This is a genomic window from Parabacteroides goldsteinii (genome assembly GCF_020091425.1).
In the GTDB taxonomy this organism is placed as follows: Bacteria; Bacteroidota; Bacteroidia; order Bacteroidales; family Tannerellaceae; genus Parabacteroides; species Parabacteroides goldsteinii.
Genome location: NZ_CP081906.1, coordinates 1561973 through 1575717 on the forward strand (window position 1 = coordinate 1561973; position 13745 = coordinate 1575717).

14 protein-coding genes are annotated in these 13745 nt (G+C 41.2%); all 14 read left to right on the top strand.

Features of this window, described 5'->3' with window-relative positions; all coding sequences use genetic code 11:
* Positions 1–3 precede the first annotated feature (3 nt).
* The 14 genes from K6V26_RS07345 (at position 4) to K6V26_RS07410 (ending at position 13639) form a co-directional block, all read left to right on the top strand.
* Positions 4–879 carry a sulfotransferase domain-containing protein gene (locus K6V26_RS07345; RefSeq protein ID WP_121719548.1) on the top strand — a complete coding sequence of 292 codons (876 nt, stop codon included), beginning with the start codon at positions 4–6 and terminating at the stop codon, positions 877–879.
* A 14-nt stretch (positions 880–893) separates the two neighbouring features.
* Positions 894–1913 (top strand): glycosyltransferase, encoded by a 1020-nt coding sequence (locus K6V26_RS07350; protein ID WP_010803430.1) that lies wholly within the window; start codon positions 894–896, stop codon positions 1911–1913.
* A gap of 23 nt (positions 1914–1936) precedes the next feature.
* Positions 1937–2239, top strand: a complete 303-nt coding sequence (locus tag K6V26_RS07355; RefSeq protein ID WP_224264965.1) for an HU family DNA-binding protein — start codon at positions 1937–1939, stop codon at positions 2237–2239.
* A complete protein-coding gene (locus tag K6V26_RS07360) occupies positions 2214–2957 on the top strand; it encodes a glycosyltransferase family 25 protein (protein WP_224264966.1) in 744 nt (247 codons plus the stop codon). Before K6V26_RS07355 ends, K6V26_RS07360 begins: the two co-directional genes overlap by 26 nt.
* Positions 2958–2978: 21 nt before the next feature.
* A complete protein-coding gene (locus K6V26_RS07365) occupies positions 2979–3761 on the top strand; it encodes a polysaccharide biosynthesis/export family protein (RefSeq protein WP_010803427.1) in 783 nt (260 codons plus the stop codon).
* A 7-nt stretch (positions 3762–3768) separates the two neighbouring features.
* Positions 3769–6087, top strand: coding sequence for a GumC family protein (locus tag K6V26_RS07370; protein WP_224264967.1), 2319 nt, complete (start codon positions 3769–3771; stop codon positions 6085–6087).
* Between the two features lie 2 nt (positions 6088–6089).
* Positions 6090–6848, top strand: a complete 759-nt coding sequence (locus tag K6V26_RS07375) for a glycosyltransferase family 25 protein (protein ID WP_224264968.1) — start codon at positions 6090–6092, stop codon at positions 6846–6848.
* 199 nt (positions 6849–7047) lie between these two features.
* Complete coding sequence (locus K6V26_RS07380; RefSeq protein WP_270634110.1) at positions 7048–7449, top strand: acyltransferase; 402 nt, start codon at positions 7048–7050, stop codon at positions 7447–7449.
* 4 nt (positions 7450–7453) lie between these two features.
* A complete protein-coding gene (locus tag K6V26_RS07385; protein WP_224264969.1) occupies positions 7454–8548 on the top strand; it encodes a glycosyltransferase family 4 protein in 1095 nt (364 codons plus the stop codon).
* Positions 8549–8608: 60 nt separating this feature from the next.
* On the top strand, positions 8609–9658 hold the full coding sequence (locus K6V26_RS07390) for a glycosyltransferase family 2 protein (RefSeq protein ID WP_224264970.1): 1050 nt from the start codon (positions 8609–8611) through the stop codon (positions 9656–9658).
* A 68-nt stretch (positions 9659–9726) separates the two neighbouring features.
* Positions 9727–10698, top strand: coding sequence for an NAD-dependent epimerase/dehydratase family protein (locus tag K6V26_RS07395; protein WP_224264971.1), 972 nt, complete (start codon positions 9727–9729; stop codon positions 10696–10698).
* Positions 10695–11918, top strand: a complete 1224-nt coding sequence (locus K6V26_RS07400) for a glycosyltransferase family 4 protein (protein WP_224264972.1) — start codon at positions 10695–10697, stop codon at positions 11916–11918. Before K6V26_RS07395 ends, K6V26_RS07400 begins: the two co-directional genes overlap by 4 nt.
* A gap of 18 nt (positions 11919–11936) precedes the next feature.
* A complete protein-coding gene (locus K6V26_RS07405) occupies positions 11937–12818 on the top strand; it encodes an alpha-1,2-fucosyltransferase (protein WP_224264973.1) in 882 nt (293 codons plus the stop codon).
* Positions 12815–13639: a family 6 glucosyltransferase gene (locus K6V26_RS07410; RefSeq protein ID WP_224264974.1), complete on the top strand. Its 825-nt coding sequence runs from the start codon at positions 12815–12817 to the stop codon at positions 13637–13639. Before K6V26_RS07405 ends, K6V26_RS07410 begins: the two co-directional genes overlap by 4 nt.
* Positions 13640–13745: the final 106 nt, after the last annotated feature.

The following is a 13745-nucleotide window of genomic DNA, read 5'->3' on the forward strand; positions in this document are numbered from 1 at the left end:
AAAATGCAATACACTTTAATCCCTTTTTCAAAGTATGTGTATGCTTTGGTGAGCAGGCAAAAAAACAAAAAAATAGATTTTTTTATTATCGGAGCACAGAAATGCGGAACGACTTCCCTGCATGATTATATGAATCAGCATCCTTTTTGTACGGGCGCTTTGAGAAAAGAAACATTGTTTTTTACGAAGAAATATCGGGGGACGGTGACTCTTGAAAGGTTAGTTGGCCATTTCTCTTTTAAGAAACTGATGAGGAACAGAGGTAAATGCCTGTTTTTCGAGTCTACTCCCGACAATGTTTATGAAGAGGCTGCTCCCGGTCGTATTTATAAATATAACCCGAAAGCAAAATTGATATTTCTGGTTCGCGAACCGGTGAGCCGCGCTATTTCCGAATATAATATGGCTTGTAAATACGCAATAGTTAAAAACTTGTGTGTCCGTGAAGACCCTGAACGCGAATATTTTGATTACCTGAGGCAACCGGATAAGTATCCTTTCGAATGGTTCGTCAAGGAAGAATTTCGAAGAATGGAAGAAACCGGTTCCCGCCTGCCTTCGGCATTCCATTATCCTGATTTTATTCGTCATGGCCTGTATAGCGAGCAGCTGGAAAGGTATCTTCAGTATTTCAGTCCGGAGCAAATATTGATTCTGGAAAGTAAAAGTTTGAAAACGGATAAGAGAAATACGTTGTCGGCTATAGAAGATTTTTTGGAACTACCCCATCATGAATGGTCTGAAAAAGACTTGGTAAACTCCAATATTGGAGTTTACACTCGTCAGGTACCTGACGAGTGTAAACTATTCCTAAAAAAATATTTTGAACCGTGGAATGAAAAGTTTTTTGAGTTGATCGGGCGAAGAATGGATTGGTAAAAAGTAGATATAAAATGGATATAAAAATTTCAGTAATAATTCCCATATACAACAGGACTTATTGTTTGGCCCGTTGCCTGGACTCTGTTTTGTTCCAGACATTTACAGATTGGGAATGTATTTTGATAGATGATGGTTCTACCGACGGGAGCTTATCGGTGTGCCGCCATTATGCAGAGACAGACTCCCGTTTCAGGGTATATAGTCAATCGAACAGTGGCGCTTCCGTTGCCCGCAACCGGGGGGTGGAATTGGCCCGGGGACAATACATTGCATTTATCGACAGCGATGATTGGGTGGAAAGGACTTATTTGCAACTATTATATGATGCAGTCGGCGAAGATACAATGTCGTTTTGCGGACAGGATGAATTTGACAGCCAGGGAGTACGAAGCAAGGAGATGCCGGTAAAAAGTGACGAATCGTTTTTGTTGGATAATAGTGGAGCGGACTTGATTGCTTATTATTTTTTTGATTCGAAGCTCTTGTTTGGACCTGTGAATAAATTGTATGCACGAAAGATCATCGAAGACTATCACATTCGTTTCCCTGTCGGTATCGATTGGGGAGAGGATACGATTTTTAATTATACGTATTATAGTCATGTCAGTAAGCTGAAAGGTGTGCCTTTTACTTTATATCATGTTATGAAACAAAAGGTTTCATTGACGACAGAGGCGAAATATGATTATTTCCTTTCTGATTCGAGACAAAAAAGATGGGATGGTTTCTCTGATTTTCTACAAAAGAAAGGTCTTAATCATCCCAGGCTGATGCTGGTTGCGGATAATTATTATATCTACCTCTTTTGTGAATCGACCGCCGGTTCGATTTTTGTACACGACCGATTGTCATGGATAGAACGTTATAAACGGATGAGAGGGTTAGTCATGAGTGCCGACCGGAGTAAATTCAAGAAGTATATCATTCGGCCGGGATCATTGGCCTATAAGTCTGTTGCTGTGTATTTCAGACTACCGGTTCTCCTCTTCTTGTTTTATGAAATCAAATATCTCTTTTTGAAAATCAAATAATCTATTAATAAATATTGAAGGATATGAATAAGAATGATTTGGCTAGAGAAATAGCGAGCCGCATGTCGGTAACGGTTACTATGGCTTCTCAATTAGTGGATACCCTGTGTGCCGTAGTTGGAGAATCGATCCGGAAGGATGAGTCTGTGTTGTTACAAAATTTCGGGCACTTTCAACCCTGGCAACAAAAAGAACGTTTCGGACGCAATCCGCGTACGGGGGTGGAATGTCCGATTCGTAAGCGCGTGAGCGTGAAATTTAAACCGGGAAAAGGGTTACTGGAACTATTGAATGAGAAACATGAAGATAAAGACATATGTGATTAATTTGAAGCGATCTGCAGATCGCCGGGAGTATATCTTGAAAGAGACCGCCCGGTATGCCTGTATGGATGTCGAGCTGGTGGAAGCGGTAGACGGATACCGGCTTTTACCGGAAGAAACGGAGCGACTGTTTGATGTCAAACGCTTTACTTATCGTTATAAGCGGCATCCGTATCCGGGAGAGGTCGGATGTACCCTGAGCCATCAGGAATGTTATCGCCGGTTATTAAATTCGGACGAAGAGGTCGCATTGATATTGGAAGATGATATTGTTTTTCTTAAACCCGAGCTTGTGGATGCTGTCATGACTGAATGTTGCGAGATGCTGAAAAAAGAGAAAGGCGGTGTATTTATCTATTCTCTTTTGTCGGTGAGTTCTACCAGAGGGAGGGATATGGGAAACGGATATAGTATGTACCGGGTATGGTTCGGACTGGGAACTTATGTCTATCTGATACACCGGAATGTGGCGAAAAAACTGCTGACGGATTTCCCGTCGGTATTGGCTGACGATTATCAGTATATGAATTTGAAAGGAATAAAGGTGTATGGATTATTCCCGCTTTTTTCTACAGGTGACAGTATGGGGACGAATATTCAACAGGGCAAGCAAGATATAGAATACGTGACGGATATCCCCGTGCGCTATAGATTGCAGAATTTCTTCAGAGGCGGTTGCCGGCGATTATTGCTCTTATTACATATACTGTCTGTGAGATAACCGATTAATAAAATTAGATATATGAAAATAATCAATTATTTATTTGCTGTATTGTTTTGTTCTCTTTTATTCTCTTCTTGCGGAAAAGTAAAAGATATCGCTTACTTGCAAGGAGATGACCTGTTTAAGCGGATGGATGTCTCCGATTCCGTTGAAATAAAAATCAGGAAAAATGATATTTTGGATATTTCCGTCAGTTGTGCCGAACCTGAGTTATTACAGCCGTTTAACAACCTGTCATGGGGAAATAATTATTCCGGAAATTACGGAGCAGGATATAATAACCGTGGTTATCTGGTAGAACAGGACGGGACCATTAATTTCCCTCTGTTGGGAAGGCTCAAAATACAGGGATTGACCCGGCGCCAACTGATAGAGTTGATTCAGGACAAGCTGAAGAAAGGGGATTATATAAAAGATCCGGTAGTAACAGTTCGTTTTCAGAATTTTAGGATACAAGTGTTGGGCGAAGTGAATCGTCCCGGTTCATATAACATCACTTCTGATCAGGTCACTCTGTTCGAGGCTTTGGCGCTTGCCGGTGATTTGACAATCCATGGACGTCGTAACCGGGTTGCCGTGGTCAGGGAAACGGATGGCGTACGGACGATTCTGTATCATGACCTGCGTTCGAGGGATGTTTTCAATTCTCCTGATTTTTATTTGCAGCAGAACGACCTGGTCTATGTGGAACCTAACCGGGTACGGGCGGAAGCAAGTACCCAGAATCAGTTCACCAACGTCGGCACCTGGTTGTCTTTGATTTCGTTCCTGATGTCAACCTGCGTACTTATCTTTAAATAAAATACTTATGAATGATGATAAGCCTTATATAGAAGAATGGCATTTGAAAAGCGAGTTGAATATTCGTAAAGTTTGGGATGTATTGTTGGCCAAATGGCATTGGTTTGCGTTGTCGGTGTTCATCTGTCTGATGCTGGCTTTTGTTTACATACGTACTGTCCCGGTTGTTTATAAGCGGGAAGCTGTCGTCCAGTTAAAAAACACAGCGAAATCGGAGGAAGCCTTCAATGAAAAACAGTTGTTCGAGGATGGCAATAATATCGACGGGGAGATTCTGATTTTTAAATCCCGTTTGTTGATGGGCGAAGTTATACGGCGGTTAGGATTGGATATCAACTATTCTGTGGATGACGGGTTGAAAAGCAGGGATTTATATACCGACTCTCCGGTGGAAATCAGTTTTCCGGATTCTTCTTTTTCCCAACCGGCTGTTTTCTCCGTTATCCCTTTGCCGGAAGGCGGCTTCCGGATAAAAGGACTGGAGGATGATCCGGATGGTGTGATGAAATATACTTTTGGCACGCCGCAGAATAGCCCGCTGGGCAGGATGATTGTCAGGCGTACTTCTTTTTTCAATGACGAATGGCTGGATGTTCCGATACAGGTAACATGTAGCGATCGTAAATCGCTTATCAGTTTATATCTGGACGGGCTCGAAGTCGAGCGGTCGGCTAAAGATGTCAATCTATTGACGCTCACTTACCAGGATACGGATGCAAAGCGGGGAGAGGATATCCTGAATACGTTGATACAAGCGTATGTGGATGAGTCGATGCAGGATAAAAACATGATTATTCGTAGTACGGCACTTTTTATTGACGAACGTTTGCAGTTGATCAATGAAGAATTGGGTGATGTGGAGAATAATATCGAAAACTACCGGAAACAGAATCAATCGGCGGATTTGGCTGAAGAAGCTAAAATCTATCTGGGAAACCGGAACAGGCATGATATGGAGGTCACCGAATTGACCAACCAGAGAGAATTGGTTGAATTGGTGCAGATGTATCTGCATGACCCGTTGAAAAACGAACATTTGCTTCCGGCTAATACCGGTATAACGAGTGTCGGTGTAGAGGAAATGATCGATAAATATAACGCGACATTACTGGAACGGAATAAGTTGACGGTAAATGCAGGTGACAATAGTCCTGCCGTGAAAGAACGAAGCAGCCAATTGGCCTCCTTACGGAATGCTATCGCCCAAAGCCTGAGAAATACGAAAGAGGCGATCGATATGAAGCTGGATTATACCCGTAGAATGCAGATGCTTGAAATCGGGAAGATCAGTAGTATTCCGACTCAGCAGAAATATGTTTTGTCGGTGGAGCGTCAACAGAAAATTAAAGAGGAACTGTTTCTCTATCTGTTGAATAAACGGGAAGAAAACACCTTGTCGCTGGCTACGGCCGACAGTAATCTGCGTATTGTGGACGGGGCCTATGCGGCCGGAATGGCGGGAGCTAATGCCCTGATCGTTTTGTTGGCTGCCTTTCTGGTTGGTTTATTGGTTCCCGGTTTATGCTTCTATATCCGTCAGTTACTCGATGTAAAAGTACGTGGACGTAGAGATATTGAGGAGAATCTGACCATTCCTTTTCTGGGGGAAATACCTCGTAAATCGAAAAAATCAGGTTTGGTAGTGGTACACGAACAAGGGCGCGACGCTGTTTCGGAGGCGTTCCGTGTCATTCGTTCCAATCTGGACTTTATGCTGAGCAAGAAAGGAGAAGTACAGACGATCATGTTTACTTCATTTAATCCGGGTTCGGGGAAAACTTTTATTTCAGCCAATTTGTCTGTGGCATTAGCATTGGCCGGTAAGCGGGTTATTTTGTTGGAAATGGATATTCGTAAAGGTTCGGCAAAGAGTGGAGATGGAACTGTGCCGGCAGGGATAACTAATTATTTATCCGGCAAGGTGTCGGATGTGAGGGATATTATCCGGAAAAGTGAATGGCATGAAACATTGGATGTTATTACCTCCGGGCCTGTCCCCCCCAATCCGGCAGAATTATTGCTCAGCAATCGTCTGGACATGCTGATGGCGGAATTAAGAAGGGAATATGACTTTATTCTGATAGATACTGTCCCTTACGGAGTAGTGGCGGATGCACAGGTAATTAACCAGGTTGCCGATTTATGTATTTATGTGATTCGTGAAGGACGTTTCGACCGGCGGTTATTGCCGGATGTCGAGAAACTTTATACGGATGGTAGATTGTCACATATGGCTGTTGTTCTGAATGAAGTCTGTTATGAACAGGCTGGGTATTACGGTTATTATGGTTATTATGGCTATGGATACGGAAATAAAAAGGAATAGTGATGAAAATAAAGACTTATATAATAAATATGAAAGAATCTGTCGAACGAAGAGAACGGGTTCTGAAGGAGGTCTCCCGCTATTCTTTCCTGGATATCGAATGGGTGGAGGCTGTGAACGGGAAGCAACTCATGGAGGTACAGATAGGACAGTTATTTGACCGAAAAAGATTTTATTCAAGATATGACCGCGAACCGCTACCTGGAGAAATTGGCTGTACGCTAAGCCATAGGGAGTGCTATCGCAGATTACTTTGGTCGGATTGCAAATATGCGTTGATCTTGGAAGATGATGTTTTTTTTCAGCATCCCGATGATGTTAATTGGATATTAGGAAATATGGATAAAGTAATGATTTCTAATAAAAGTTGTATTATCACACTGGCTTCCCATCAGCTTTATTTCACGAAAGATATTTCTAAGTTAGGAAGTTATTCTTTTTACCGGTTCATAAAAGCCGTGGGAACTTGTGCCTATTTGGTGAACCGGCATGCTGCTGAAAAGTTATTAGCGGTCAACAAACCATTTATTGTTGCCGATGATTTTGAATATATGTTCAGGCATGGGATTTATCTGTTAGGGATATATCCGTATCTGGCATTTGGAGCTTCTTCCGAACAACTGGTTGAATCGGAAATAATCCAGGATCGCAAATCATCAGGAATACGAAAGACTTCCTTTAAGTATAGAATGACCAGATTTTTTGATTACAAATTATATGGTTTATTATGGCGGTTGAAAATCGTGAAATTCAGAGTGTAAATGGGCTATCACATTAATTGAAAATGATCGGATGATACGTTTGTTTGCATTATATCTACTTTATTTATTTCAGAAAATCAGATATCTGGGCCGGGTTAATCTGGTCGGGTTCAGCATAATCCTTGCATTCAGGAACTCGTCTATTTCGATCGGTAAAGGGTCCGGACTCTGTAGTACGCCGGTATATAATTTGTTAGGTATGTATCAAAGGACGATACTGGTGGCAAGGCACGGAGGAACTATACATATCGGGGAAAATGTCGGTATATCCGGCTCCACGATTTACGCTATGAAAGAGATACGGATAGGAAATAATACGTTCATAGGGGCCAACTGTAAGATCGTAGATAATGATTTCCATGCATTTGAGCCGGGATTGAATTTTACGACCGATCCTCTTCATCTGAAAATGAAACCGGTTTCGATCGGCGAGAACTGCTTTGTCGGGATGAATTCGATCATTCTGAAAGGAACCGTTATCGGAAAAAACTCGATTATAGGAGCCGGTAGTGTGGTGTGTGGCAAATTTCCGGAAAACGTTGTGATTGCCGGAAATCCAGCCAGGATAATAAAGTATAGGAGTATTGACAGTAAAGAATAATCAGATGAAAATTTCATTTATAGTGGTAGATATCACCGCCAAAGCCGGAACGGAAAGAACGACAACCTTATTAGCAAATACATTGCTGAAAAAGGGCCATGAGGTGCGGATCATTTCTCTATTCCAGCAGAATATATCACCGGCTTTCTTTCTTGAAAAAGAGGTGGATATTGTTTATGTAACCTGTGAATCGTATTCTAATCACAGTCCTTTAATTAAGCGTTTATTACGGATAATCCGGTCTTTCTTTTCTTTTCGCGAAATGATGCGTAAAAATGATTCCGGCCTGTTTATAGGGCAGAATTTCTTAGCCAATCTGTATTTGTATTTTTCAGGTTTTTCGAAAAAGTCGATTGCCTGCGAACATAACTTGTATGATATCTATCCTTCGCCCATTCTTTTTTTTCGGGAATATGTCTATCAGTCGTTTTATAAAATGGTGTCTCTCACCGAGAAGGATGCCGATAAATTCAGACGGAGGCTGAAAAATGTCGAAGTCATACCTAATATGTTGACTTTTACACCAAAAGGGAAAGCTGATCTGACATCAAAAAGAATCCTCTCGATAGGCCGTCTTTCTAACCAGAAAGGATATGACTTATTACTGGAAGCTGTCAAATATATCTGGAAAGATTATCCTGACTGGCATCTGGATATTTTCGGGGAAGGAGAGATGCATGCTTTTTTAGCGGAAAAGATAAAGAGGTATAATATGGAACAATATGTATTCCTGAAAGGGTATACGCAAGATGTAATTTCTGAATATTTGTCTTCTTCCATTTATGTCATGTCTTCCCGTTTTGAAGGTTTTCCAATGAGTCTTTTAGAGGCGACTTCCTGCGGACTACCGGTTGTTTCTTTCGATTGTCCGGAAGGGCCTGCCGATATAATAGGAGAGGATAGAGGAATCCTGGTTCCACCGGAGGATATATCCGGATTAAAGACGGCTCTTATAAAGTTGATGGATAGTCTCGATAGGAGAAATGAGTATGGGGAGAATGGAAGATCGTTCGTACTTCAAAACTATAATTCTGAAGCAGTTTATAAGAAATGGGATATGCTGTTTCGGTCTTTTGTTAATTCAAGAAGTGACATGTGAAGATTGCGAAGCGGAATGCTTTCAAGGCGAACATATGATTAATCAATAAAGTAAGAAATAATGAATGGGCAAATTTCAATTATTATTCCGGTCTATAACCGGGGATATTGTTTGTCTCGTTGTCTGGATTCCGTATTGAATCAGAGGTATACGAATTGGGAGTGTATCCTGGTTGATGACGCTTCCATTGACGACAGTTTGCAGATATGTAATCTGTATCTTAAAAAGGATTCCCGTTTCCATCTTACCGCACAACCGGAAAATGCGGGTGTGTCGGTTGCCCGTAATCAGGGAATGGAGCTGGCGAAAGGAGAATATATAACGTTTATCGACAGTGACGATTGGGTTGAATCCGATTATCTGTTTTTTCTGTATCAGGCAGTCGGAAAGGACACGATCCCTCTTTGCGGAATGAGCGTTCATGATAGCAGCGGGGTTTTCAAGTATAGTCATGAGATAGAAGATAAAACATATAGGTTAGATGACGGCGCAACTGAATTTTTGTTGGAGCATCTTATCAGTGGGTTTATTGCCAGTCCGACGAGCCGTTTGTATAGTCGTGGTATTATCGAAGAATATCATTTGCGTTTTCAACCCGGTATCAATTGGGGGGAAGATTTGATATTCAATTGTACCTATTTTAAGTATATCGATAATATCCGTTGTATGGCCACTCCTTTATACCATGTTGTGAAACAGGATGATTCTTTGTCGAGACAAAGACAATCACAACTGTATTGTTGTGATTTATCTCTTTTAGACGATGATATGAAAATTTGGCATGGCATTGATGGTTTTCTGAAAGAAAAAGGAATTTGCAATAAAAAGATGAATCGTTTTATGCAGTGGTATTATATTTTTTTACATGGGACACTTCTCTCTTTTTTATATACAAAACCTATTGTCCCTGCAAAAACAAGGTTTCATTTTGTCAGGAACGTTATAAAAAATTTGGATCGGGATATATTAAATGTAACGGTTCTGTTCCGGCTTCGTTTGCCTGTCAGATACTATCTGATATATTACCGCATGCCGCTCTTGCTTTGGTCACTCTACGAGTTGAAACTGATGGTGAAAAAAGGAACTCATCGAAAAATGTTTCATTCCTGATAAATAGCGACTTAAACATCGTTCAAGACGTTCTCTTAGATATTTTATTAATTTAATTCACAATTAACATGAAAACAGCGTTAGTTTGTGGCGCCGGTGGTTTCATCGGTAGCCATATGGTTAAACGCCTCAAAAATGAGGGGTATTGGGTAAAAGGTGTCGATTTGAAGTATCCGGAATTTTCACCGACGGAAGCCGATGATTTTATGATCGGTGACTTACGCGACACGGATGTATGTAACCGTGCCGTCGATCGTAAGTTTGACGAAATCTATCAGTTTGCTGCCGATATGGGTGGTGCCGGTTTTGTTTTTACCGGTGAGAATGATGCCGATATTATGCATAATTCGGTAATGTGTAACATCCATATGATGGATGTGGCTTATAAACGGAATGCAGGAAGAATTTTCTATTCGTCTTCTGCCTGTATCTATCCGGAACGTAACCAGATGGATGCTTTGCATCCGACTACTTCGGAGGATTCGGCCTATCCGGCAGGACCGGACAGTGACTACGGTTGGGAGAAACTGTTCAGTGAACGTATGTATATGGCTTACCATCGTAATAAGGGGTTGGATGTACGTATTGCCCGTTTCCATAATATTTTCGGTCCGGAAGGAACCTGGGAGGGCGGACGTGAGAAGTCGCCGGCCGCTTTTTGCCGTAAGGTGGCTGAAACGCCTGATGGCGGAACGATCGAGATGTGGGGGGACGGCAATCAGACCCGTTCGTTTCTTTATATCGATGAATGCCTGGAAGGTGTGCGCCGCCTGATGAGTCAGGATGCGTTTATGGGACCGGTAAATATCGGTTCGGACGAGATGATCAGTATCAACGGTCTGGCTGGAATGGTGATGGAGATTGCGGGCAAGAATTTGGATATAAAACATATTCCCGGTCCGCTGGGTGTTGTCGGCCGTAATTCCGATAACCATCTGATTAAGGAGAAGCTGGGATGGGCGCCTAACTGGCCGTTGTCTAAAGGGATGGCATTGACCTACCGATGGATAAATGAACAAGTACAGAAAAAGAATAAATGAAAATAGTCTGTATCTCACAGGTCTACTGGCCGGACACTGCTTCCGTGGCACAACATTTGGTTGATTTGCTGCAAGCTCTGTCCGACCACGGACATGATGTTACTGTCATCACCAGCCGTCATAATTATGAGCATCCGGAAATAATCTATCCGGCTATGGAACATCATAACGGAGTCCGCATTCACCGTCTGTCTAATACCGGGTTCGGTAAAAAGACGAAGCTGGGACGTTTGGCGGATTTCCTGAGTTTCAATGTTCTGATAAGTTGTAAATTATTATTATTAAAACGGTCTGAATGCGATGCGATGATAGGGTTAACGAGTCCGCCTTTGTTATCGTATCTTGGGATAAGAGCAGCGAAAATGAAAAATATACGTTTTGTATATTGGACAATGGATCTGCAGCCGGAGTTATCGTTGGTAGCCGGTTATATGAAAGCCGGTTCTATTCCTGCGAAAAGCATGCAGAAATGCGGGGATTATGTCTTTCATCAGTCTGATAAAATTATTGTATTGGATGATTATATGAAGCAGCATATCAACCGGCGTTTACACACAGAAAAGTCCGGAATAGATGTGATTCCCGTGTGGCCGGTTATGACGGCTGTTTTTGAAGGTGGACGAATGGAGAATCCGTTCCGGATAGAAAACGGTTTTGGGGACAGGATCGTGATTATGTATTCCGGTAATCATTCTGTTATGCATCCGTTGACTACGTTACTGGATGCTGCGGTCAGGCTGAAAGAGGATGGGCGTTTTTTGTTTGTTCATATTGGAGGCGGAGTCCGTCTGCAGGAAGTACGTGAATACAAAGAAAAATACCGGTTGGATAATATCCTGATTTTACCTTATCAACCGCGTGAAAAGATTCATTTGTCATTAGGTTCGGCAGATATCCAGGTGGTTTCTTTAGGGGAAGGTTGTGTCGGTTTTACGCATCCGAATAAGATCTATGGAGCGATGTTCATTAGTAAGCCTGTATTGTATATCGGCCCTGAGCAATCCCATATAACGGATATTTTGTGTCGTTGTCCCGGAAATATTTCCGTCTCCCATGGTGAGTCGGATTTGTTGGTGCAGAAAATAGTGGCTTTTGCCGAAATGGATGAATCCGAACGTAGCCGGGTTGGAATACGGAACCGGAGATATGCGGAAACTTATTTGCGTCCGGATATTTTATTGGAGAAAATGATAGGCTCGATAGAGTCTGAGTTTTTATAATATTAATGGAAAGAATATATGATTTATTCTGTTTTATCGGATAGATTGGGTAATATTTTATTTGAGATTGCAGCGGGTATTTCGTTGGCAAGGCGGTTGAATGTCCCTTTTAAAGCTTTTGTCGGGCAGGAGGACTATCGGTATGTTGAGTATGTTCTTCAGTATAAAAAATCAATCTTACGTAAGATTGATTTTGCGGAAAGTCTTCCGCAAAATCAAAAAGTATATAATGAACCATTTTTTCATTATCGGGCATTACCGGATGAGAAGGATTTGACAGTTTATGGATATTTTCAGTCAGAGAAATATATTGATAAAGATTTTATCCGGGAATTATTTGCTATAGATGAGGAAACGAAATTGTATATAAGACATAAATATCAGGATATACTGAATAAAAAACCGGTTTCTGTGCATGTCCGGAGAGGAGATTATATACAATCGAAATTGTATTATGCTGTTTGTCCGGTCAGATATTATAAAAAAGCAATGCGATTATTTTCACCAACGACTGATTATTTGATTTTTAGCGATGACATACACTGGTGTAAAAAACATTTTAAGGGGAAGCATTTTTATTTTTCTGAAAATGAATCACCATCAGTCGATTTGTATCTGCAAAGTTTTTGCAGGCATCATATCATCAGTAATTCCACGTTTGCCTGGTGGGGAGCCTGGTTGGATTCGTCTCCGGATAAACGGGTTATCTGTCCTGAATCATGGTTTGAAATACTTTATAGGGCTAATGATATAAAAGATTTATATCCGGAGGAATGGAGCAAATTGCGGATTCGCAAGACTATTTTCGAATGGATAGATTTATATATGTATGCTATAAGTCATTATCGTTATGTGTATTATAAAAAAATAAAAAAACTTATAGCCAAGTTATTCATATGAGAATCGGGATATTATATATCTGTACGGGACGTTACTCTATCTTTTGGAAGAAATTTTATCAGAGTACTGAAAAGTCTTTTATGCAGGGGAGCCCCTGCATCCGTGAATACTACGTGTTCACGGACAATCCATGCTTATATGGAGAAAAAAAGAATAAGCGTATCCATCGTATTTATCAGGAAAATCTAGGATGGCCGGATAATACGTTGATGCGTTTCAGTATGTTTTTAAAAATAAAGGAACGGCTGGAAAAGGAAACGGATTATCTTTATTTTTTCAATGCCAATATGGTTATACGGGAGAAGATCGGTAAAGAGTTTTTACCGGAGGAAAGTTCCAACGGATTGGTCGGGCTAATACATCCTGGGGGTTATGATCGTGAGGTGAACGAATTCACCTATGACCGGAATGAAAAATCGACAGCTTATATTCCTTACGGAGAAGGCCGTTATTATTATGCCGGTGGGTTAAACGGCGGTAGGACTCCTGCCTTTTTGAAGATGTCGGAGACTCTCAGGGATAATACGGAAGAAGACAAAAGAAACGGAGTGATGGCTCTTTGGCATGATGAATCGCATATCAACCGTTATTTTTTAGATCATCCGCCTTATTCATTAACTCCGGCTTACTGTTATCCGGAGGGCTGGAACATGCCTTTCCCGCAGATTATACTTTTATTGGATAAAAGCTTTATCTGTGGCGGTCATAAATATTTACGCGGAGGTAAAAGGAATTTCCATGATTACACGAGTTATTTGAAGCGCAGTTTGGTGAGGTTTGCCAGAAAGGTTATAGGGGTATTGCGTGGTTTTGGTCTTTAGTCGGATACTTTAATAAATGAATACTTATTTGTATAACCTTGGATTTAGTGCAAAAATAGCTCATTATTACCTTGGATTTAGTGCATTTGTACTTTTAATCATCTAT

What these genes read in the sequence shown, in the direction of transcription:
- K6V26_RS07345 (WP_121719548.1), top strand. Translation starts at nt 4, where the DNA reads ATGCAATACACTTTAATCCCTTTTTCAAAGTATGTGTATGCTTTGGTG.
- K6V26_RS07390 (WP_224264970.1), top strand. Translation starts at nt 8,609, where the DNA reads ATGAATGGGCAAATTTCAATTATTATTCCGGTCTATAACCGGGGATAT.
- K6V26_RS07380 (WP_270634110.1), top strand. Translation starts at nt 7,048, where the DNA reads ATGTATCAAAGGACGATACTGGTGGCAAGGCACGGAGGAACTATACAT.
- K6V26_RS07370 (WP_224264967.1), top strand. Translation starts at nt 3,769, where the DNA reads ATGAATGATGATAAGCCTTATATAGAAGAATGGCATTTGAAAAGCGAG.
- K6V26_RS07365 (WP_010803427.1), top strand. Translation starts at nt 2,979, where the DNA reads ATGAAAATAATCAATTATTTATTTGCTGTATTGTTTTGTTCTCTTTTA.
- K6V26_RS07385 (WP_224264969.1), top strand. Translation starts at nt 7,454, where the DNA reads ATGAAAATTTCATTTATAGTGGTAGATATCACCGCCAAAGCCGGAACG.
- K6V26_RS07400 (WP_224264972.1), top strand. Translation starts at nt 10,695, where the DNA reads ATGAAAATAGTCTGTATCTCACAGGTCTACTGGCCGGACACTGCTTCC.
- K6V26_RS07350 (WP_010803430.1), top strand. Translation starts at nt 894, where the DNA reads ATGGATATAAAAATTTCAGTAATAATTCCCATATACAACAGGACTTAT.
- K6V26_RS07395 (WP_224264971.1), top strand. Translation starts at nt 9,727, where the DNA reads ATGAAAACAGCGTTAGTTTGTGGCGCCGGTGGTTTCATCGGTAGCCAT.
- K6V26_RS07355 (WP_224264965.1), top strand. Translation starts at nt 1,937, where the DNA reads ATGAATAAGAATGATTTGGCTAGAGAAATAGCGAGCCGCATGTCGGTA.
- K6V26_RS07410 (WP_224264974.1), top strand. Translation starts at nt 12,815, where the DNA reads ATGAGAATCGGGATATTATATATCTGTACGGGACGTTACTCTATCTTT.
- K6V26_RS07375 (WP_224264968.1), top strand. Translation starts at nt 6,090, where the DNA reads ATGAAAATAAAGACTTATATAATAAATATGAAAGAATCTGTCGAACGA.
- K6V26_RS07405 (WP_224264973.1), top strand. Translation starts at nt 11,937, where the DNA reads ATGATTTATTCTGTTTTATCGGATAGATTGGGTAATATTTTATTTGAG.
- K6V26_RS07360 (WP_224264966.1), top strand. Translation starts at nt 2,214, where the DNA reads ATGAAGATAAAGACATATGTGATTAATTTGAAGCGATCTGCAGATCGC.